Annotated in this window: 13 protein-coding genes, 2 tRNA genes and 3 rRNA genes; 4 read left to right on the plus strand and 14 right to left on the minus strand. The window is 42.3% G+C overall.

Going from position 1 to position 22,088, the window contains the following annotated elements:
- Nucleotides 1-216 precede the first annotated feature (216 nt).
- The 3 genes from AC0L4E_RS14960 to AC0L4E_RS14970 form a co-directional block, all read right to left on the minus strand.
- Nucleotides 217-1,878 carry a di-heme oxidoredictase family protein gene (locus tag AC0L4E_RS14960; protein WP_473679842.1) on the minus strand — a complete coding sequence of 554 codons (1,662 nt, stop codon included), beginning with the start codon at nt 1,876-1,878 and terminating at the stop codon, nt 217-219.
- Nucleotides 1,879-2,133: 255 nt separating this feature from the next.
- Nucleotides 2,134-3,303, minus strand: a complete 1,170-nt coding sequence (locus tag AC0L4E_RS14965) for an imelysin family protein (RefSeq protein ID WP_473679843.1) — start codon at nt 3,301-3,303, stop codon at nt 2,134-2,136.
- A gap of 81 nt (nt 3,304-3,384) precedes the next feature.
- On the minus strand, nt 3,385-4,809 hold the full coding sequence (locus AC0L4E_RS14970; RefSeq protein WP_473679844.1) for a porin family protein: 1,425 nt from the start codon (nt 4,807-4,809) through the stop codon (nt 3,385-3,387).
- 183 nt (nt 4,810-4,992) lie between these two features.
- On the opposite strand from AC0L4E_RS14970, the gene AC0L4E_RS14975 reads away from it, so the two are divergent.
- The gene (locus AC0L4E_RS14975; RefSeq protein ID WP_473679845.1) at nt 4,993-6,189 is read left to right on the plus strand and encodes an MFS transporter; all 1,197 of its coding nucleotides are present in this window, start codon (nt 4,993-4,995) and stop codon (nt 6,187-6,189) included.
- A gap of 39 nt (nt 6,190-6,228) precedes the next feature.
- Nucleotides 6,229-7,062: a TIGR03899 family protein gene (locus tag AC0L4E_RS14980; protein ID WP_473679846.1), complete on the plus strand. Its 834-nt coding sequence runs from the start codon at nt 6,229-6,231 to the stop codon at nt 7,060-7,062.
- 207 nt (nt 7,063-7,269) lie between these two features.
- On the opposite strand, the gene AC0L4E_RS14985 is transcribed toward AC0L4E_RS14980, so the two are convergent.
- Nucleotides 7,270-7,923, minus strand: coding sequence for a hypothetical protein (locus AC0L4E_RS14985; protein WP_473679847.1), 654 nt, complete (start codon nt 7,921-7,923; stop codon nt 7,270-7,272).
- Between the two features lie 470 nt (nt 7,924-8,393).
- Here AC0L4E_RS14985 and AC0L4E_RS14990 point away from each other — a divergent pair, with 470 nt between their 5' ends.
- Entirely contained in the window at nt 8,394-8,816 is a 423-nt protein-coding gene (locus AC0L4E_RS14990) for an organic hydroperoxide resistance protein (protein ID WP_473679848.1), read from the plus strand.
- A 117-nt stretch (nt 8,817-8,933) separates the two neighbouring features.
- On the opposite strand, the gene AC0L4E_RS14995 is transcribed toward AC0L4E_RS14990, so the two are convergent.
- The 7 genes from AC0L4E_RS14995 to AC0L4E_RS15025 all read right to left on the minus strand — a co-directional run bounded on the left by AC0L4E_RS14995 (nt 8,934) and on the right by AC0L4E_RS15025 (nt 16,823).
- Nucleotides 8,934-9,458, minus strand: a complete 525-nt coding sequence (locus AC0L4E_RS14995) for a DUF3087 domain-containing protein (RefSeq protein ID WP_473679849.1) — start codon at nt 9,456-9,458, stop codon at nt 8,934-8,936.
- A 168-nt stretch (nt 9,459-9,626) separates the two neighbouring features.
- Nucleotides 9,627-9,703, minus strand: a tRNA-Trp gene (locus AC0L4E_RS15000).
- A 144-nt stretch (nt 9,704-9,847) separates the two neighbouring features.
- Nucleotides 9,848-10,783, minus strand: a complete 936-nt coding sequence (locus tag AC0L4E_RS15005) for a glycoside hydrolase family 16 protein (RefSeq protein WP_473679850.1) — start codon at nt 10,781-10,783, stop codon at nt 9,848-9,850.
- A 720-nt stretch (nt 10,784-11,503) separates the two neighbouring features.
- Nucleotides 11,504-11,580, minus strand: a tRNA-Asp gene (locus tag AC0L4E_RS15010).
- 109 nt (nt 11,581-11,689) lie between these two features.
- Nucleotides 11,690-11,805, minus strand: a 5S ribosomal RNA gene (gene rrf, locus AC0L4E_RS15015).
- A 206-nt stretch (nt 11,806-12,011) separates the two neighbouring features.
- Nucleotides 12,012-14,903, minus strand: a 23S ribosomal RNA gene (locus tag AC0L4E_RS15020).
- Between the two features lie 375 nt (nt 14,904-15,278).
- Nucleotides 15,279-16,823 (minus strand): 16S ribosomal RNA (locus tag AC0L4E_RS15025).
- Together the 16S, 23S and 5S rRNA genes with 1 tRNA gene alongside form the textbook arrangement of a ribosomal RNA operon.
- Nucleotides 16,824-17,494: 671 nt before the next feature.
- Here AC0L4E_RS15025 and AC0L4E_RS15030 point away from each other — a divergent pair.
- Nucleotides 17,495-17,944, plus strand: coding sequence for a DUF4124 domain-containing protein (locus AC0L4E_RS15030; protein ID WP_473679851.1), 450 nt, complete (start codon nt 17,495-17,497; stop codon nt 17,942-17,944).
- A 132-nt stretch (nt 17,945-18,076) separates the two neighbouring features.
- Here the strand turns inward: AC0L4E_RS15030 and AC0L4E_RS15035 are convergent, their stop codons facing one another.
- The 3 genes from AC0L4E_RS15035 to pgeF form a co-directional block, all read right to left on the minus strand.
- Nucleotides 18,077-18,391 (minus strand): hypothetical protein, encoded by a 315-nt coding sequence (locus tag AC0L4E_RS15035; RefSeq protein WP_473679852.1) that lies wholly within the window; start codon nt 18,389-18,391, stop codon nt 18,077-18,079.
- Nucleotides 18,392-18,596: 205 nt separating this feature from the next.
- Nucleotides 18,597-21,170, minus strand: coding sequence for an ATP-dependent chaperone ClpB (gene clpB, locus AC0L4E_RS15040; protein WP_473679853.1), 2,574 nt, complete (start codon nt 21,168-21,170; stop codon nt 18,597-18,599).
- A gap of 141 nt (nt 21,171-21,311) precedes the next feature.
- Nucleotides 21,312-22,076 (minus strand): peptidoglycan editing factor PgeF, encoded by a 765-nt coding sequence (gene pgeF, locus AC0L4E_RS15045; RefSeq protein ID WP_473679854.1) that lies wholly within the window; start codon nt 22,074-22,076, stop codon nt 21,312-21,314.
- Nucleotides 22,077-22,088: the final 12 nt, after the last annotated feature.

Raw genomic sequence — 22,088 nt, forward strand, 5'->3', positions numbered from 1 at the left:
AAGCGAAATATAATTACATGGGTCAGATCACGGCAAATTAGCAACAGCGACTATTAAAAGTTAAGACTTTTGAGTTGCTCACAAAAAAGTGGATAACCCTGATGAGTTACCCACTTAGTTTTGGTTAATCAGCAATTTAAAATTGCTGATTTTGACACTATCAATTAAGTGCTAATGCAACTGAAACGACTAATGTATCTATCGAGTCAAATACAATTATAACGACATTAAAAATGACACTAACCGATCTCGTTCAGCTTTAGTTAATGCCATAAAGGCATCTTTACTATTTTTAGCTTCGCCGCCATGCCATAAAATCGCTTCTTCAACATTTGCCGCGCGGCCATCATGTAAAAAGCCAGCTTGTGGATTAACAGTTTGTGTTAAGCCTAAGCCCCATAAAGGACGAGTACGCCACTCATTGCCATTCGCTAAAAAGTCAGGACGACCATCGGCTAAATCCTCACCCATGTCATGCAATAACATGTCAGTGAATGGGTAAATAACCTGCCCCTTGAGTGAGTCGATGATCTCAATACCACCAATATCGCCTGTAGTTTTAGTGATAAAGCTTGGTGTATGACAACCACTACAATTAACTTGAGCAAATAAACGCGCACCTTCACGAACATCACTATCATCGACATTACGTCTTGCTGGCACGGCTAATGTTTCAGCATAAAATACTACAGCATCACTAAAGGCCTGATCTGCTTCTGGGTCACCATTTTCATCGCTACCAGTATCAACAAAACCAGTTCGGGTTAAGTAAGAGTCATGCAAGCTGGTGCCAGCAACACTTTCATCTGGAAATAACGGGTTTGTAATACCAATATCACCTCGAAGCGCACCTAAAGATTGCACTCTGACACTTGGCGTATTTGCTTTCCAGCCAAAACGACCAAGTGATACAGGGTTTTCATCACCGTTACGGTCTTTAATGGCATCAAACACCCAATTAGGTCGACCAGAAATTTCATCATCATTAGCATCATTTTCATCGGCTAACGCTAAAATATCGGCTTCAGGAATGGCTTCCAATAATCCTAAACCAAAGACGGGCATACCATTTCGCCAGCCCATTAACACATCGTCTTGCAGTAAGTTTGAGGTGACATTAGCACTTTGTTTAGTTTCGCCCGGTGCATCGTATGGGTTTTCGACTTCAAAAATTGGCTTTTTCAGCTCAACAGTGGTGCCATCCGCATAGGTGACTGTGCTGCGCTCGTAGGAAAGGTATACATCGGCTTGACCACCAAATGCATTATCTTGCCAATCAGCACGGGCTTTAAGTACACCTCGATGAAATAACTGGCCGCCAAAATCAGGGACGGCAATAGGTGCACAATAGTTATTGTCAGCAGTCGGCGTAACACACTCTTCTGCAGCGGCTTTACTGATACGCAAGAAAATCCCCGCATCAGAACCTAACTTCACTCGTGTTTCATCTGCCGCTAAAAATGGCGTTGAGTTACGACCATCACGCTGGTGACAAGAATTACAGTCTGCATTGTTAAATACAGGCCCTAAACCATCTTGCTCTGGATGTTCAATATTAGGCGCGGTAGTAAACGATATTTCAAAATTAGCATCACCTTCAAGGTGCAACGCTAAATCTGCATTAGTTAAATTAGGTGAAGGCGTTGAGAAACCATGACCGGAATTACCTGCATCATAGGTTGTGGTATCACCGCCACTAGCAGTGATATCGGTAAAATCAGGATAAATAACAACGGGTGGTTCTGTTACTGTTGGCGTTTCATCACCACTTCCACCACATGCTGATAAGAATAAAACACTAACAACAGAAGTCAGCACTATGCTTTTATGAAAATGAATGAATTTAGAAGACTTTACGCTTTTAGGATTATTGTTCATCTCTTTGCACTCTTGTATCACAATCAACGTTGCTAATATCAGTATTACCGTCGTTCAGCATTACTGCCGACTTACAATTCCTGGCGACTTAGTATTCCTGGTGACTTAGTATTACTGGCGATTTAGCGTTACAGCCGAAAATGGTAAATAGCTAAATTGATTTGCCTTGCTCTTTATGGCGGGCTTCATCAATGTCATTAAATAGCTCTACCTCACTTAAAGTGTGATGGTAGAGCTATTGTTATCTCATCCGATTTACTGAGCGTTCCACTCAGATAAAAGTGGGATAACATCTGACTCTAATGACGTTTGTAAAGTAGTAAGTGCCGTTACTGCAGTTTCAACTCGAGTACGACCCGCCTCATCAAGGATAGCTTGACGGAATGGCATATCGTCGTTGCCTGCAATAGCTTGAATTTTCAAGATAGCATCATCTATTTCGCTAGAAATACGTACTGAAAGCGTGCTGTCTGCTGCTGCTACGAAGTCGATAATGCCCTGCTTGTCTGCATTACCAGTAAACTCACCATGGTATACATTGCGCACACCTTGAATGTTGTCAGCAAAATCAGTCAATGAGTTCCAAGAGTATTGTGACTCCACTTTTGAAGTGTCAGCGTTTGCAAGTGAATCACCGAAAGGATCAGCGATTTTACCGTTACCCACTTCATCTACAATTCCGATCATGCCATTGATTAATTCTTCAATTACAGCAAGTTCTGATGAGTAAATAGTATTGCTATCACTGCCAGGTGTTTTTAATAAATCAGCATATGGCAATGCATTAGTATCTTGTGGGTTATGAGACACTTGCCATGCATCATCAAGTTGAACTGCATAGTCACGGAAAACTTCTGCAAGAGCGATGACGTATTCGCGCTCAGCAGTGGTTAGCTCAGTAATTAATTTAGTGTTATCAGTAACCCCATCACCAAACAGTAGGTATTCGATAGTATGGAAACCTTGCACATCATCATTCCAGCTTTTAATGGTTTCAGCATCAAAGCCAGTGTTGTTGTCTAATTGAGTTTGTAGGTCCGTTGTATTTAGCGGCCAGCTATCTAAATGCGGATCAATACTTAATGAATCAACAGGGCCAAAAATGTGTGATTCACCTTGCTCCCAAGGTTTACGAGCATCTTTCCACGCTTCTTGTGCAGCAACTAAATCAGCTTGCGAAGTTGAATTTAATAGCTTCTGGGTTGCCAGTAATAATGCATCACCTTGAGCAGCTAAATCAGCGTAACCGACAACAATCACATCGTCAGTTAAGTTAGTAATCATTTCAGTTGCAGCGAAAGTAAAGCCAGTTTCAGGTACTACCGGATCAATTGTGCTCGAATCATCAGAATCAGAACCTGAACCACCACAAGCTGCTAAGGTACCCACTAACGTTAATGCTATCGCTGTATACTTAAAATTCATGTAAAACTCCATTTAATCAATATTATTTGCTGATTTAATTCAGCACTTTCATTTCAAAATTAGATCACTCGCTGCCAACCATTACAGCGAGAATTGATAACCCACGCCTAAAGCAAAGAAGTTAGTGTCAGGAATGCTGGCAACAGCGACTTGCTGTAATCCGCCTTCTACTTTGATGACAATTTCAGGAATTGGGAAATAGTTAACCCCCACACTGCTCCATGTGTTTTCATAGCGCTTTGTGGCAGTGCCGCTTTCCACTTCCATTAGTGGGTTTGAGTAATCAATGTTGGCGAACACGGTCATTGGAATATCGAAATAGTCGTCAAGCTTAAAACCTGCTTCAATAAAGAAAGCTTGAGACTTAGAACCGAGCTGAGCAAAGTTACCAGGACGAAGACCAGGAGTTGTTTTGTTTGCCTGAGTGATAGCATCTGAATCGCTTAACGTGCCATACATGTATTGGCCACGAAGCACCCATGGACCTTCAACAAATGCCGCTGCAGCTGTGACAATGCTTAGGGTGCCATCGACATCCAGCTTATTGCTTTTATTGCGGTTACCTGATGTATTGCCGTAATAGTAAGACACACCAATGGCGCTGCCAGTCTTAAAGTTGCCGTAATCTAATCGGCCAGCAAATGCTAAGTCGTCAGCATTCACATGTTCAAAACGAGTTTGATGACCTGATGCAACCCAGTCGTAGGTTCTGAAGTATTCCGAATTCAATCCGCTAACAATTTGTGCTTGGTAATGGAATTCTGAAATTTCACCATAAACACCGATACCGTTTTCATTCCAAACCGCTGGGATCATTGCCGCTTCACTTTTGTGACGTAAAACGGTCAGGTATTGGTTTGGCTTATGCAGTGAACTCGTTAAACCGATTGGCAAATGAATATTACCGAACTTAACCCCGAAGGCATCGCTTGGGCGATAACGAATCTCAGCTTTTTCAACAACGACTTCACCACCCGCTTCGGTTTCAGTTTCAAACTCACCAAATTCATCAAAGCCGTCATATTCTAGAGCTGCGCCCGTTCCGCCATGCTCATACTCAATTTCAACTTCCATGCTCCATTCATCTGTGAACTGGTAGCCAAACTCGGTAACAATACGCTCTAAATCAAAACGGCTTCTTCTTTCTGGCGTGGTGTCTTGCACATTATCGAAATATTCATCACTGGTGTAGTTCGCGCTACCATATGATTTAAATGAGAACTTACTTAAACGGTCCTGTGAAGCTGTAACAGTTTCAGTCACTTCTTTTACTGCGACTTGTTGCTCATGTTGAGCAACTTCAATCTGTTTTTGGGATTCATGTTGCAGAGATTGCTGCTGAGCTAGTTGTTGTAATTGCTCTTTTAATGCCGCGATTTCAGCTTCTTGCTTAGCAATCGCGTTTGCTAACTCATCTGCAGAAACGGCAGCATATGCTGTATTCGTCGCACCCAAACCAATCACACTAGCTATAGATACTGCCAACAGCGTTAACTTTTTGCTCATCTCATTCTCCACAATATTTGTGCGTTTTGTTAATACGGCGACACAATATACCAAATGATAATCATTTGCATTAAAATTTACATTTATTTTTACAACCTCATTTACATTAAATTTACACTTAGCGTATAAATGCAATTCATGTAACCATGTGTCTATTGAGTTAAAAATCAGGAAAAGTGCCTTATGTCAGTCAGTTCCAGCAAGAATCCTCAACAGCTTTTATTGTGGATGACCTTCGTTATGTCGATGGTTTTTGCGGTATGGCAGGCGCTACTGAATAATTTTGTGATTGAAAGAGCCGCATTTAGTGGTGCAGAAATTGGCATGCTGCAAAGCTTGCGTGAAGTCCCTGGGTTTTTAGCGTTCACCGCAATATTTGTATTACTCCTTATACGTGAGCAATCCTTTGCATTAATCTCATTGGCCGTTTTATCTATCGGCATTGCTATTACAGGCTTTTTCCCCAGTGTGTTGGGGTTATATTTAACAACAGTATTGATGTCGATTGGGTTTCATTACTTCGAAACCATCAATCAATCGCTGACTTTGCAGTGGGTAGATAAAAAGGATACCGCAGGATTTTTAGGCAAAGCTTTAGCATGGCGCTCAGCTGCAGCTCTAATGGGTTATGGCAGTATTTGGCTTATTATGAGCTGGCTTAAACTCGACTATGTTTGGATGTACGGCATTATTGGTTCGTTAGGATTAGTCGCAGTATTGATTATGGCGGTTTACTACCCCAGATTTGAAATCGCTGAGCCGCAACACAAAAAGCTTATCTTCAGAAAACGATACTGGCTCTACTATGCTTTAACGTTTTTGTCTGGTGCACGACGTCAAATATTTATGGTATTTGCTGGTTTTATGATGGTCGAAAAGTTTGGTTATTCAGTATCAGAAATCACCGCTTTATTCTTAATTAACTATATCGTTAATTTGTTTTTCGCCCCCGCTATTGGACGTTTTATTGGTCGTATTGGCGAGCGAAATGCCTTAGTGATTGAGTACGTTGGGCTGATCATCGTTTTTGCAAGCTACGCCGTGGTTGAACATGCCCAGTTAGCTGCTGCACTGTATGTCATCGACCATTTGCTGTTTGCTATGGCTATCGCAATGAAAACCTATTTCCAAAAAATTGCGGACCCAAAAGATATCGCGGCCAGCATGTCAGTCAGCTTTACCATTAATCATATTGCCGCGGTAATCATTCCTGCTCTATTGGGCATTTTATGGTTAAGCTCTCCTCAATGGGTATTTATGATTGGCGTACTGTTCGCCTTATGCTCATTAATACTTTCATTAAATATTCCATCAAAACCCGAACCCGGACACGAAACAAACTGGGGCAAATCAACTAAAATGAATAATGGTACGATGTAGCTTATACCTAGTGCAGGGCTTACAAGAGTAATAATAACAATGACAGATAATCATCCAAAGCAAACTGAAAATGCCTCAAATGCAGGAGTTTCTGCACGTAAAAAAGCCCTACTGTTAGGTAAGATGCTTGGACTTGCAAGTGAAGAAGATTATCGTCCATCTCAAGCATCCATTGGCGAACGCTCTCAATTTAGATTGCAAAAAAACCAAATTTTACATCAACTTAATTTAGAAACCATTTTTTCTTTGGCCTTAAACTACACCCCCTCAGACGTGACTGGCGAAGACCTTGATCCAGATTGGAGTTATCAGTTTTTTCAAATGGCTGAGCAAATCAGTTCTCGCAGAATGCAGGATTTATGGGCGCGGATCCTTGCCAGTGAAATCGTGAAACCGGGTAAGTTTAGCCTTAGAACATTAGCCATTTTAAAACAGCTAACCCAAAGGGAAGCGCAAGTGCTGGAAAAAGCATTAGGCATGTCAGTAAAACTGAATACCGAAACCCGATATAAACTGTTAAATGGTTATCGTATTCAGGGGGGCTTGCAGCAATATTTTAGAAAAACCTCCAGCGTTAATGTCGGCCTTTCAAAGTTCGGCCTCCCCTATTCAAGTATATTAACGTTAATGGATGCGGGCATTTTGCATAGCAGTGAGTTTGAAACTGGAGTATTGGAAAAAAATGCGCCTATTTTACTAAGCATGACTGATTCTCAAATCAAAATAACCCCTAAAAGTAATAACCTTTTATTCAGTTATTACCGATTTACACCTGTTGGGGAAGAGCTATGTTTACTTGTTCAAGCCAAAGCAGATAACGCGTTTTCTCGAGCGTTAACTCAGGTTTTAAAGGCAGACTTTACAGTAGGTTAATAGCCCAATATTTGAATAATAATTAATTGACGTTTACATCAATGATGCAGATTAGGTTAAAAAATGATTATTAGGCAATATGCCACTAGTTGAAGGGAATAGCAGAAATAAAGTAACCAGATATTGAGCTTTTATCAATATTCCCAGACGAATAGTAATCAAATAAGGGAACTCAAAAAAATTTAATTTTCGTTACATCTACCTGTTCTATTTCGTTTTTAATTTCAGCAAACTACTATCACTTTTATCAGTATTATTTATTTCATGCTCATATAAATTTGAATGTTTTGCTTTGTGCATAGAAAATAAAAATTGTCTTAGGGTTTCTCGCGACTCATCGCTAACTACTATTGTAGCTGCTATCACACCATTTTCAGAACGAACGATTTGATACTCTATCTCAAAGTTTATCTCATTGGTTAAGATCAACTTGGCACGTCGTGAATGGTTTTTGTCTGAAATATTGGGAGCGTATAGGGTTAAACCTGTACTTGAAAGCGACAAAACTTCGATTGCGATATTGGTATCGAAATCAATAATGCGAACATCATCAAGCTCTTTCATCCGCCAGCTACGTTCAGCACCTCGAGTATCAACAACCTCTGGTATACCAAGCTTAGGGGTAAATTGGCCTAGTTCATCCATAGCAATATTGAGTGGAAACCATAATCGATAATGGCTAATTTCTGCTAATAGGGTTAACCGCGTTTTACCAAGCAAACTTGCCAAAGTCGAAGGTATTTCTGTGGTGACCGAAACCGTTTCTTTCTGGTCATCTGCCGACGTTTTAACAGCAGAAGATTTATTAGCGAATAATTCACTAAAACAAGCTAATTCCTCTTTTGTTAAATTGTCTTTCATTCTTTACCCTTGACACTTAATTGTTGTGATTTGTAACAATTCTAACATGCGAATGTAACGCGTACAATTATTGCTCTACAGTGAAAATTATAAAACTCTAATAAAAAGAGATAGTTTCTAAACTTTATCGCTATAATCCATATCTTTACTGCTCAATATATGACCACACTTTTGTAGGAAAGTTTCAAACTAATGACTAACACCTAAATAAGACCGCCTAAATAAGACCGCCTAAATGGATAAATTATTCTACGATTTAGTTCGTCTTTTGGTTCATTTAAAAAAATCTCACTAACCTTTTTATAAGCGTCTGTTTTTATTGACCATAAAAACTAATCTATAAACTTAACCAAATTAAGTTGTGCGCAATTTAATTTAAGAGTATTGTACTCATCATTGAGTGAATGATGTGCAGTATCTTATTGAGTCACTCATTTTCAACTTATATTAATGACGATTAGGAGTTTTCAATGGATATCATTTATTCAGCTACAGCAACTACAACAGGCGGCCGTGACGGTAAATCAGTTTCGTCTGACAACAAGCTTTCTGTTAGTTTGAGTACCCCAAAAGAGCTTGGTGGCGCAGGTGATGAAGGCACCAACCCAGAACAACTATTTGCCGCAGGCTACTCTGCTTGTTTTATTGGCGCGATGAAGTTTGTAGCAGGTCAAGATAAGAAAATACTTAGCCCAGATCTTTCTGTTGAGGCAACTGTCGGTATTGGTGCAAACACCGCTGGTGTGGGTTTTGCCATTGATGTTGAATTACGCATCACGCTACCTGGTATGTCAAAAGCTGATGCTGAAGCACTGGTAGAAAAAGCGCATCAAGTATGTCCATATTCAAATGCAACTCGCGGTAACATCCGTGTTGAACTTATTGTTTTGTAAACTCTCACTTTTATATGACTCGTTGAGTGATAACAATTTAAACGACAAAGCTGGCTAGCAGGTAACTGCTAGCCAGCTTTTTAGTGCGTTCAATTGAGCAAAAAAATCACATAAGGTTTATATCTTATCAATCAAATCACTGGAGAAATCATCCAGTGTAATCGCTAAATTTAACTCAGTTATTTGGGATTCAATGCGTTTAATATCAGCTTCAACTGTGGCAATAGTTAAGGTGTTATTGTCTAACTCATATACTTTCTTTTGGCTGTGATAGTAATAAAGCAAAATCGTCAGCGCATTAATGTCATTATCTTTTGCTGCTGCAACCACTTTTTTAAGCTTTCGATAAATGCGGTTTTGTAATTGCTTGACCTGCCACACCCAATAAATCTCTTTCATGTAGGCTTTAGTTTTAATCGCATTCATCACTAAACTGCAGCTAATAACCGCTAAAACAACCCCCATCAAGTTAAGATGAAAGTGACCAGTAGACTCGCCACTTACCACTGAATCGTTACCGAATAATTCAATAAGCAAGGCGCCAAAGCCAAGTGAGAGTATGGTTAAACTGGCGACTAAAGTTATCAGCAACACGTTAAGTCGTTTACGGTATTGTGGCTTGTCGATAGTGATAAATTGCATGTTGCGCCCTTATAAAGAATATTAAGCTATTTTACACCTAACAAAGAAAATCGACATACCGATTCGAGCTTTAGTTATCTAAAACAGATCTAACTAAATTCAGTATGAATAACAAAGCTAAATTTTAGATACAAAAAAGCCGAGCTATTGCTCGGCTTTTTCTAAATTTGGCAGGGGTAGCAAGACTCGAACTCGCAACCATCGGTTTTGGAGACCGCTGTTCTACCAATTGGAACTATACCCCTGTTGATGTGGAGCATTATGCTTAAACAGAGCTAAAAGGTAAAGTACTTTTTAGCTCTAAAGCCACTAACTGCGGCTTTTTCAATCAAGACATCTTTTAAAAACACAAATATTAGCCAGTTTGTAAGTAATAGTCTTATTCAGCCTTATAAGCCACAAGGGGAAGCTAAAGCTGGTACCATTGGCTTGACCGTATCCAGATAATATTTTTGCTGATTCTGTAGTTTTGAGACATTTGCTAATACGTCCTCAGTCGACATTATTTGGTTAGCGCTATGATATACCCAGTCTATGTCTTGTTGATACTCTCTCAAGTCGTCAGAGTCCACAGGACCAATAGAACCATCTGCACCTTTGGGCATAAACCAAAGGTTAAAGTTAATGGACATTGGCACTTCTGGTGCTACTGCCTCTGAATGAGTAGAAATCAGTACTCCATCAACGTAGTAATTGACTGCATCCTTCTCAACAGTCATTACCAAAATATGCCAACCAGCGTAACTCCCCTCTTTACGAGTATATTCATTAACCTTGGTCCATGGGGTTAATTGAAAAGTCTCCCATGTTGTAGTCCACATAGCTGGGGGACTATCACTTCCCCAACCGCCATTTGGCAAGTACTCAAAATCGACTTCACTATAATTAGGGTCTAAAGGATATTCCAAAGGACTAATAGTATAAAAAGTCTGGATGACTTCATCACCATCCGGTCCATAAGTTGGTTTGTCACGAAAAAAGACTCTTGAAGCATAGGTGCCTTCAAGATATTTACGCTTATGACAAAATTGAGTATGACGGGTATTTTCTCCTTCACCGGCCGTAATTGAGCTCATACGTATCGCGCCGTTATGCGCTTCGGTGTGTTCAGGATGGAAACTCAAGCCTTTCGCAGACCAAGTTGCCCCGCTAATTCCTGGATGACCAGTCTCTGTACGTGCTTTCCAACCATTATTATTAAAATCTGTGATACTTTCATAAGCAAAGTCATCGAAAAAGATACCTTTTCCGTCCGCAAATGCACTGCCTATAAAGCCCATAGCTAAAATCAATGTCGTCGCTGAACAGTATTTGTCCTTCATCATAATAAATATACTCCTTCAAAGTTAATGACAGCGCTGTCAAACTATCATTAGCAACTATGAATTGTTACTAGTATTTATTCTAATAATAGAAATAAAGCTAGAACATTAAGGAATAAAACAGGTTTAAGAAATTTACTTATGTGAACCAGTTAGAGTAATTAAACCCAATTACAAGACATTTGCTTTGGCTTGATCCATTTAGCATTAGGATTTTTTATTCACCGAAACCAAAAAGTTTCATCTTTCTATAAGGCTCTCGACTATATGTTGGCGGAGCGGACTTGCTTCTATCATAAACAGAAATAATTAAGTTATAGAACGAAAAAAGCCTCTACATTGCTGTAGAGGCTTTCATCTTTATGTTTGTGGGTGAGTACGACGACAGTCGTAAGCTTTCAAACGCGAAGTTGGGGCGGGCTATTCTTTGTAAAAGTCCGCGACGTCACAACAAATTTTAATGTTCCAGACACGAAAAAGCCCTATCACTCTGTATAATCAAGAAGTGATAGGGCTTTATCCAAAAGCTGAAACGAAAAAAACCTCATCTTTCGATGAGGCTTTCGTCTTTGTGTTTGTGGGTGAGTACAGCGATATCCGTGAGCTTACGAACGCGAAGCTGGTGCGGACTATTTGTCGTAAAAGGCCGCGACGCCACAACAAATTATAATGTTTCAGACACGAAAAAGCCCTAACACATAGTGTTAGGGCTTATCGTAATGTTGGCGGAGCGGACGGGACTCGAACCCGCGACCCCCGGCGTGACAGGCCGGTATTCTAACCAACTGAACTACCGCTCCTTTAGCAAAATGTTTACGCATAATGCTAAATGCTTTTTAAGTCGCTAACTTGTCAGGGTTAGGAGACTTGCTTTATCGTAATAAAGCTACTCTTTCGAGTCAATTAGGCGCTTGGCAATGACCTACTTTCACATGGGGAGACCCCACACTATCATCGGCGCTATTGCGTTTCACTACTGAGTTCGGGATGGGATCAGGTGGGACCACAATGCTATTGTCACCAAGCAAATTTGGTGTTAATCGCTGTCGCAATTAACTAAATTCGGAAAGCTGTTTGTTTCTTTGAGTTATCGACTTCATTAAGTGCTTTATATTCTTCACTAAGTCTTACGTAATAAATCTAGTTACCATCAACTCAGATACACCTACATGGATGTAGGCAGTGCCAAGAAATGATTGGACTCATTTCTGGTAAAACTCATCTGGGTTGTATGGTTAAGCCTCACGAGTCATTAGTACAGGTTAGCTCAACGCCTCACAACGCTTACACACCCTGCCTATCAACGTCCTAGTCTCGAACGGCTCTTTAGAGGAATTAAATTCCTAGGGATGACTCATCTTAGGACTCGCTTCCCGCTTAGATGCTTTCAGCGGTTATCGATTCCGAACGTAGCTACCGGGCAATGCTATTGGCATAACAACCCGAACACCAGCGGTTCGTCCACTCCGGTCCTCTCGTACTAGGAGCAGCTTCCTTCAATCATCCAACGCCCACGGCAGATAGGGACCGAACTGTCTCACGACGTTCTGAACCCAGCTCGCGTACCACTTTAAATGGCGAACAGCCATACCCTTGGGACCGACTTCAGCCCCAGGATGTGATGAGCCGACATCGAGGTGCCAAACACCGCCGTCGATATGAACTCTTGGGCGGTATCAGCCTGTTATCCCCGGAGTACCTTTTATCCGTTGAGCGATGGCCCTTCCATACAGAACCACCGGATCACTATGACCTACTTTCGTACCTGCTCGACGTGTATGTCTCGCAGTTAAGCTGGCTTATGCCATTGCACTAACCGTACGATGTCCGACCGTACTTAGCCAACCTTCGTGCTCCTCCGTTACTCTTTGGGAGGAGACCGCCCCAGTCAAACTACCCACCAGGCACTGTCCCGAACCCCGATAAGGGGCCACGGTTAGAACATCAAAACTACAAGGGTGGTATTTCAAGATTGACTCCACTCCATCTAGCGACGAAGCTTCAAAGTCTCCCACCTATCCTACACATGTAGGTTCAATGTTCAGTGCCAAGCTATAGTAAAGGTTCACGGGGTCTTTCCGTCTAGCCGCGGGTATACGGCATCTTCACCGCAATTTCAACTTCACTGAGTCTCGGCTGGAGACAGCGTGGCCATCATTACGCCATTCGTGCAGGTCGGAACTTACCCGACAAGGAATTTCGCTACCTTAGGACCGTTATAGTTACGGCCGCCGTTTACTTGGGCTTCGATCATGAGCTTCTCCGAAGATAACCCAATCAATTAACCTTCAAGCACCGGGCAGGCGTCATACCGTATACGTCATCTTGCGATTTTGCACAGTACTGTGTTTTTGATAAACAGTTGCAGCCACCTGGTATCTGCGACTGCCAGCAGCTTAGGGAGCAAGTCCCATCACCGCCAGCAGCGTACCTTCTCCCGAAGTTACGGTACCATTTTGCCTAGTTCCTTCAGCCGAGTTCTCTCAAGCGCCTTGGTATTCTCTACCCGACCACCTGTGTCGGTTTGGGGTACGATTCCTACTAACCTGAAGCTTAGAAGATTTTCCTGGAAGCATGGCATCAACTACTTCATCCCCTTGGGGACTCGTCATCAACTCTCAGCCTAGTGTTCACCCGGATTTGCCTAAGTGAACAGCCTACAGTCTTAAACGCGGACAACCAACGCCGCGCTAGCCTAGCCTTCTCCGTCTCTCCATCGCAGTTAGCAGAAGTACGGGAATATTGACCCGTTTCCCATCGACTACGCCTTTCGGCCTCGCCTTAGGGGTCGACTCACCCTGCCCCGATTAACGTTGGACAGGAACCCTTGGTCTTTCGGCGTGGGGGTTTTTCACCCCCATTATCGTTACTCATGTCAGCATTCGCACTTCTGATACGTCCAGTGTGGGTTACCCCTTCACCTTCAACCGCTTACAGAACGCTCCTCTACCGCTTGCTCATAAGAGCAAACCCATAGCTTCGGTGTATTGCTTAGCCCCGTTAAATCTTCCGCGCAGGCCGACTCGACTAGTGAGCTATTACGCTTTCTTTAAATGATGGCTGCTTCTAAGCCAACATCCTAGCTGTCTAAGCCTTCCCACATCGTTTCCCACTTAGCAATAACTTTGGGACCTTAGCTGATGGTCTGGGTTGTTTCCCTTTTGACGACGGACGTTAGCACCCGCCGTCTGTCTCCCGAGTAGTACTCACTGGTATTCGGAGTTTGCAAAGGGTTGGTAAGTCGGGATGACCCCCTAGCCTTAACAGTGCTCTACCCCCAGTGGTATTCGCTCGAGGCGCTACCTAAATAGCTTTCGAGGAGAACCAGATATCTCCGAGTTTGATTGGCCTTTCACCCCCAGCCACAAGTCATCCGCTAATTTTTCAACATTAGTCGGTTCGGTCCTCCAGTTGATGTTACTCAACCTTCAACCTGCCCATGGCTAGATCACTCGGTTTCGGGTCTACACCTTGCAACTAAACGCGCAGTTAACACTCGGTTTCCCTACGGCTCCGCTATTCGCTTAACCTCGCTACAAAATGTAAGTCGCTGACCCATTATACAAAAGGTACGCAGTCACGGTCTCAAGAACCGCTCCCACTGCTTGTACGTACACGGTTTCAGGTTCTATTTCACTCCCCTCACAGGGGTTCTTTTCGCCTTTCCCTCACGGTACTGGTTCACTATCGGTCAGTCAGGAGTATTTAGCCTTGGAGGATGGTCCCCCCATATTCAAACAGGATGTCACGTGTCCCGCCTTACTCGATTTCATCTATGGTTAGTTTTCATGTACGGGGCTATCACCCTGTGCCGCTGTGCTTTCCAACACATTCCACTAACACCCCATAGACTTAAGGGCTAATCCCCGTTCGCTCGCCGCTACTAGGGGAATCTCGGTTGATTTCTTTTCCTCTGGGTACTTAGATGTTTCAGTTCCCCAGGTTCGCCTCATAACGCTATGTATTCACGTTATGATGACCACTTATGTGGCCGGGTTTCCCCATTCGGACATCGTTAGCTCAAATGCTTGTTACTAGCTTGCCAACGCTTTTCGCAAGTTACTACGTCCTTCATCGCCTCTGACTGCCAAGGCATCCACCGTATACGCTTAGTCACTTAACCATACAACCCAAATAAGTTTCTAAAAGAAACAAACTGTTGTTAAAGCCCATAGCCTTAACAGTCGTATCGTAACTAGCTGGTTTATTACTAATTTGCATCTCTTACGAGTACACAAATTCGCCTTAGTTTTTAGAATATTCAAGACACTTAATAAAGTGTTTTGAGAACTCAATGTATTATCGAAAAGGGATTAACTTCCCAATAATACGATTTGTAATTAATTAACATGACAGACTCATGCAATTAAATACTATCAGCTTTCCAAATTGTTAAAGAACAATGCTAACCGGCTGGCGGCGCATTTCGCTCAACTCCATAAAGGAGTAACAAGCAATCTGTGTGAACACTCAACAAACATCAAGTTAGTCGTATAGGTAAGGAGGTGATCCAGCCCCAGGTTCCCCTAGGGCTACCTTGTTACGACTTCACCCCAGTCATGAACCACACCGTGGTAAACGTCCCCCCGAAGGTTAGACTATCTACTTCTGGTGCAGCCCACTCCCATGGTGTGACGGGCGGTGTGTACAAGGCCCGGGAACGTATTCACCGTAGCATTCTGATCTACGATTACTAGCGATTCCGACTTCATGGAGTCGAGTTGCAGACTCCAATCCGGACTACGACGTACTTTGTGAGATTAGCTAGACCTTGCGGCTTTGCAACCCTCTGTATACGCCATTGTAGCACGTGTGTAGCCCTACTCGTAAGGGCCATGATGACTTGACGTCGTCCCCACCTTCCTCCGGTTTATCACCGGCAGTCTCCCTAGAGTTCCCGCCATTACGCGCTGGCAAATAAGGATAGGGGTTGCGCTCGTTGCGGGACTTAACCCAACATTTCACAACACGAGCTGACGACAGCCATGCAGCACCTGTCTCAGAGTTCCCGAAGGCACTAAGCTATCTCTAGCGAATTCTCTGGATGTCAAGAGTAGGTAAGGTTCTTCGCGTTGCATCGAATTAAACCACATGCTCCACCGCTTGTGCGGGCCCCCGTCAATTCATTTGAGTTTTAACCTTGCGGCCGTACTCCCCAGGCGGTCTACTTAATGCGTTAGCTTGGGAGCCCAGTGCTCAAGGCACCAAACTCCGAGTAGACATCGTTTACGGCGTGGACTACCAGGGTATCTAATCCTGTTTGCTCCCCACGCTTTCGTACATGAGCGTCAGTCTTTGTCCAGGGGGCCGCCTTCGCCACCGGTATTCCTTCAGATCTCTACGCATTTCACCGCTACACCTGAAATTCTACCCCCCTCTACAAGACTCTAGTTCACCAGTTCCAAATGCAATTCCCAGGTTGAGCCCGGGGATTTCACATCTGGCTTAATGAACCGCCTGCGTACGCTTTACGCCCAGTAATTCCGATTAACGCTTGGACCCCTCGTATTACCGCGGCTGCTGGCACGAAGTTAGCCGGTCCTTCTTCTGTAGGTAACGTCACAGTAACAACGTATTAAGCTGCTACCTTTCCTCCCTACTGAAAGTGCTTTACAACCCTAGGGCCTTCTTCACACACGCGGCATGGCTGCATCAGGGTTTCCCCCATTGTGCAATATTCCCCACTGCTGCCTCCCGTAGGAGTCTGGGCCGTGTCTCAGTCCCAGTGTGGCTGATCATCCTCTCAGAACAGCTAGGGATCGTCGCCTTGGTAAGCCATTACCTTACCAACTAGCTAATCCCACCTAGGTTCATCCAATCGCGAAAGGCCCGAAGGTCCCCTCCTTTCCCCCGTAGGGCGTATGCGGTATTAGCAGTCGTTTCCAACTGTTATCCCCCTCGACTGGGCAGATCCCTAGGCATTACTCACCCGTCCGCCGCTCGTCAGCAAAGAAAGCAAGCTTTCTTTCTGTTACCGCTCGACTTGCATGTGTTAGGCCTGCCGCCAGCGTTCAATCTGAGCCATGATCAAACTCTTCAATTAAAGTTTTTTGATTCCGAAGAATCGGCTCAATGAATTCTGATTACATTATGCAGACTCGGAAGAATCTACATCCTGTTTGTTACATATTGCTATGAACACTCATCGTTACATTGATAATAATTTTGATTGCTTCCTAAGAAGCAATTTCGATTAACTCAACACCTGTGAGTGTCCACACAGATTTACTTGTTTAATTGTTAAAGAGCGTTGACCGTGTTGGTCAGGGATGCGTATTCTACGCTTTCCCTCGTTGGCGTCAAGTGTTTTTTCAAACTTCTTTTTGCCGTTAATTTGAAGTGATTAAAACCGTCTCAAATCAACCTGACTCAGTGTTTCGCTGTTGCGGTCTGCCGTGTCAGTGGATGCGCATTATAGGCAAATCCTGAAACACCGCAAGGGGTATTTTAAATATTTATGACAAACACGCACCAACTGAACAATAGTTAATCACAATGTAGCCTTTTTGCGCTAATTAGCCTGTTTTTAGTGTATTCGCTCGAAACATGCGTCTGTGAGGAAGTATTAAAATAGGGACTGTGTTGTGCTTAATTGCCATAAATAGCGACATCGACTAGTAACAATATTCATTTAGCTATTGGTTTTATGTGCTATTTAGCCTATTTTAATTTTATTAGGGAAAATTATGCTTCACCATATTGTTAGGAATATCTATGTTCAGTTTACGTCTGCTTGCTTTTTTACTTTGTTGTTGTGTTAGTCATATCAGTTTTGCCACTGTCATTTATACATGGGTAGATAAAGATGGTGTGTCCCATTACAGTCAGCAACCACCAGCAAATGTAGACTCAAAGAAAGTGTATAGTGAAGATATTGAACCCGCTCAAGTCGGATATGTTCCCGTTCTCCCAAATACAACGACTTCAACTAAAGCAAATTCAAAATCTGATTTAGCCCAACAAGCAGAAATTATAAAAGAGAAAGATGCTGAACAAGCTGCTTCTATATGTGAAAGTGCAAAGCACAGTTTGAATGTGCTTAATAGCTACCAGAATCTTCATCGCACCGATAAGACAACAGGTGAAGAAATTGTGGTAACAGAAGAAGAGCGTTTAGAGCAAATAGAAAAGAATGAAGAAAGAATTAAACTATTTTGTAAGTAGCCCTCTTTATAATCTAAATCGAAATGTCGGCCTGATAGAAGATTACTCAGAAATCGAATAAATTAAAAAAGGAGCCCCAGGCTCCTTTTTTATTTATATCAATCTACAAAACAGCATTAGGTTTATTACTCATTACTCGGCTTTACCCACTGTATACATTGATTTGAACTCACCGTTGGCGCAAGTCTGTGTACCCGATTGCCAACCATCATCATAAGCATCAATACCATCGACTACTTTATCTTTCATTTCTTCTAAAGATTCATTTGAGCCTTTCACAGCTATTGCGCTACTGCAGCCTCTGTTATATCCAAAATGATACAAACTATTATATTCAACATTACCTACACCAATAACTTCTGAACCATCACTATTTTCTGGTGAGCTACTACAACCTGTTGCAGCAATAGAGAGTAATGCGATACCTAAAACGACAGTTTTCTTCATGTTATATCCTTTTACTAAAATTTAGATGTAGGCCAATAAAGAGTCTTTAACCAAATTAGTTTAAATATAGTCCACAATCAAGTGAGAAAATAGTTTATCTAAATACAGACTTGGTTAACTTGACTCACATAAACTAACAAGAAAAAAGGAACCATATTTAAGTATGGTTCCCTCTATTAATTGACGCTAAGTATTTCGATTTAGATTACTGCTTAAACGTTAATAAGCCGTCTTCAACATCTATCAGGATCGGTTTACCTGGTAGGAGTTCACCTTTTAATAAATGATGCGCTAATGGATTTTCAATTTCTTGTTGCAACGCCCTTTTCAGTGGGCGAGCACCATAAGTCGGATCAAAGCCTGCTTCAGCAATTAGTGCCAGTGCATTTTTAGAAATATCCATAGTGAAGTCTTTTTCAGCTAAGCGTTCTTTTAAGTTACCTAACTGTATTTCAGCAATATGAGCAATATGCTCGGCAGCTAGAGGATGGAAAACCACGGTTTCATCAATTCGATTTAAAAATTCAGGCCTAAAGCTTTGGGTCACTACACTCATAACAGCTGACTTCATTTGTGCATAGTCTTGAGAGGCAAAGCCATCTTGAATAATGTCAGAGCCCAAGTTGGAAGTCATAATGATCACGGTGTTTCTAAAATCAACAGTTCTTCCTTGGCCATCAGTTAAGCGGCCATCATCTAATACTTGCAGTAAAATATTAAACACATCCGGATGTGCTTTCTCTACTTCATCTAACAAAATGACTGAATAAGGTTTACGACGAACAGCTTCAGTTAAGTAACCGCCTTCTTCATAGCCAACATAACCAGGAGGTGCGCCGACTAATCTCGATACTGTATGTTTCTCCATAAACTCAGACATATCGATACGTACCATTGCAGATTCAGTATCAAACAAAAAATTCGCCAGAGATTTACATAGCTCGGTTTTACCTACACCTGTAGGCCCTAAGAATAGGAATGAACCAATAGGACGGTTAGGATCGGCAAGGCCTGCTCGGCTACGTCTAATTGCATTTGATACCGCTTCGACCGCTTCGTTTTGCCCAATGACGCGTTGATGAAGCGCACCTTCCATTTGCAATAACTTATCGCGCTCGCCTTCGAGCATTTTAGAAACAGGGATCCCCGTCGCTTTAGATAGCACTTCAGCAATTTCAGTATCAGTTACTTTATTACGCAATAAAGTCATATCTTGCATTTCTGCTTGCGAGGCTAAATCCAGTTGTTTTTCTAACTCTGGAATTCGACCATATTGAAGCTCAGACATACGGGTCAAATCACCTGCACGTTTTGCCACTTCCATATCCATGCGTGATTGTTCTAAATCCGCTTTAATATGCTGAGTACCAGCAAGAGCTGCTTTTTCTGTATGCCAAATTTCATTTAACTCGCCTGCTTTCTCTTCGACTTGCTTAAGCTCAGCTTGCAAATGATTTAAACGCTTACGACTCGCTTCATCTTCTTCTTTCGCCAATGCTTGTTCTTCAAGCTTAAGTTGAATAGCACGGCGATCTAAACGATCAAGCGCTTCAGGTTTAGAATCGATTTGCATACGAATACTCGATGCCGCTTCATCAATTAAGTCGATAGCTTTATCGGGTAACTTTCTGTCTGAGATATAGCGATGCGACATGCTTGCAGCCGCAACAATAGCTGGATCTGTAATTTCTACATGGTGGTGTAATTCATAACGCTCTTTCAAGCCACGTAAAATCGCAATGGTATCTTCTACATTTGGCTCTTCGACTAGCACTTTTTGAAAACGACGCTCAAGCGCTGCATCTTTTTCGATGTATTGGCGATACTCATCTAGGGTTGTCGCGCCAACACAATGCAAATCTCCGCGAGCTAAAGCAGGTTTAAGCATATTCCCTGCATCCATTGCGCCTTCACCTTTACCAGCGCCGACCATAGTATGAAGTTCATCGATGAATAAAATCACTTGGCCTTCTTCTTGAGCAAGTTCATTTAGCACAGCTTTTAAACGCTCTTCGAATTCACCACGGTACTTAGCTCCAGCAATTAACGCGCCCATATCTAAAGACAATACGCGTTTATTTTTGATCCCTTCAGGCACTTCGCCATTAACAATACGCTGAGCTAAGCCTTCAACAATAGCGGTTTTACCCACACCTGGCTCACCAATTAATACTGGGTTATTTTTACTACGACGTTGTAATACTTGAATAGTGCGACGAATTTCTTCATCACGGCCGATAACCGGATCAAGCTTGCCTTGCTCTGCACGTTCGGTGAGATCGACTGTAAACTTGTTTAGTGCTTGGCGTTGATCTTCAGCATTGGGATCATCAACCTTTTGGCCACCACGAATTTGCTCGATGGTTTTTTCGAGTAACTCTTTACTGGCACCAGCGTCTTTCAAGCATTTACTTAATGGATCTGTACCTTCAAGTGCAGCCATAACAAAAAGCTCTGAAGAGATATATTTGTCTTTACGCTTTTGAGCTAACTTATCGCACAAGTTTAATAAACGGATCAGGCTTTGGGATAATTGAATATCACCACCAGCACCTTCAACTTGTGGCTGACGCTCTAATTCTTGGCTAAGCGATGAACGTAAGCCGCTCACATTGATCCCAGCTTGGGTCAGTAATGGATGAATTGAGCCTGAATCTTGATTTAATAACGCCATCATCAAATGAATAGGTTCAATAAACTGATGGTCACGCCCTAATGCCAAAGATTGGGCATCTGAAATAGCGATTTGAAATTTGTTGGTCATACGATCGAGTCTCATACGGCCTCCTACACAATTTAATAAAAACGGAATGTTTTGATTATTAAAATATGGGGATGTTTATGAAAATTTCAATCTTGGAAGAGAAAATCAGTACATTAGTGTTAGATTAATTGATTCAGATCAAATCGAAAAAACAGATTAAGACTTTAACCAAATAAAGGAAGCCATACGGCCTGTTTGTTGATCGCGGCGATAAGAAAAGTAATCTTTATCTGAATAGGTGCAGGTATCAGCACTAAATACTTGCTCAATACCTAACGATGTTAAACGCATTTTTGCTAGCGCATTTAAATCGGCAAGGTATTTATCAGATGGCTTATCACATGAGTCATTAACAACGGGCTTAAAGTATTGCGCAGAATGTTTATTTACCGCGACAAACTGTTGTTTCACTTCAGCGCCGACTTCAAATATTTCAGGTCCAATCGCAGGGCCTAAATAAGCAATTAACTCAGAACGGTCACAGCTGAACTTGTTAACTGCAGCTTCGATAATGCCATCGCACAAACCACGCCAACCAGCATGCACCGCAGCAATTTGTGTTCCTGCTTTATTACACAGTAATACCGGCAAACAATCAGCCGTCATAATCGCTAATGAAACATGAGGGGATGATGAATAGCTGCCATCAGCTTTAGGTGGGACTTCATTGACTAACGCTGTTGCAGACAAGTGAGTACAATCCACAATCTCAGTGCCATGTATTTGTTCAAGCCACAGCAAAGGAGCAGTGATAGATAACCTTTGCTGAATTAAAGCACGGTTAGCCAATACATCTGACGCCTCATCACCGACGTGTAAACCTAAATTAAGGCTATCGAAGGGAGGCTTGCTTTCACCGCCATGACGATTTGTCATAGCGATGCCAACATTTTCAGGGATCGGCCAACTGGCTTTATACACGTTTTGCCCTTT

Source organism: Shewanella sp. GJ50-10, from assembly GCF_055808815.1.

What these genes read in the sequence shown, in the direction of transcription:
- clpB (WP_473679853.1), bottom strand. Translation starts at nt 21,170, where the DNA reads ATGAGACTCGATCGTATGACCAACAAATTTCAAATCGCTATTTCAGAT.
- AC0L4E_RS14960 (WP_473679842.1), bottom strand. Translation starts at nt 1,878, where the DNA reads ATGAACAATAATCCTAAAAGCGTAAAGTCTTCTAAATTCATTCATTTT.
- AC0L4E_RS14970 (WP_473679844.1), bottom strand. Translation starts at nt 4,809, where the DNA reads ATGAGCAAAAAGTTAACGCTGTTGGCAGTATCTATAGCTAGTGTGATT.
- AC0L4E_RS14975 (WP_473679845.1), top strand. Translation starts at nt 4,993, where the DNA reads ATGTCAGTCAGTTCCAGCAAGAATCCTCAACAGCTTTTATTGTGGATG.
- AC0L4E_RS14965 (WP_473679843.1), bottom strand. Translation starts at nt 3,303, where the DNA reads ATGAATTTTAAGTATACAGCGATAGCATTAACGTTAGTGGGTACCTTA.
- AC0L4E_RS15035 (WP_473679852.1), bottom strand. Translation starts at nt 18,391, where the DNA reads ATGAAGAAAACTGTCGTTTTAGGTATCGCATTACTCTCTATTGCTGCA.
- AC0L4E_RS14980 (WP_473679846.1), top strand. Translation starts at nt 6,229, where the DNA reads ATGACAGATAATCATCCAAAGCAAACTGAAAATGCCTCAAATGCAGGA.
- AC0L4E_RS15030 (WP_473679851.1), top strand. Translation starts at nt 17,495, where the DNA reads ATGTTCAGTTTACGTCTGCTTGCTTTTTTACTTTGTTGTTGTGTTAGT.
- AC0L4E_RS14985 (WP_473679847.1), bottom strand. Translation starts at nt 7,923, where the DNA reads ATGAAAGACAATTTAACAAAAGAGGAATTAGCTTGTTTTAGTGAATTA.
- AC0L4E_RS14995 (WP_473679849.1), bottom strand. Translation starts at nt 9,458, where the DNA reads ATGCAATTTATCACTATCGACAAGCCACAATACCGTAAACGACTTAAC.
- AC0L4E_RS14990 (WP_473679848.1), top strand. Translation starts at nt 8,394, where the DNA reads ATGGATATCATTTATTCAGCTACAGCAACTACAACAGGCGGCCGTGAC.
- AC0L4E_RS15005 (WP_473679850.1), bottom strand. Translation starts at nt 10,783, where the DNA reads ATGATGAAGGACAAATACTGTTCAGCGACGACATTGATTTTAGCTATG.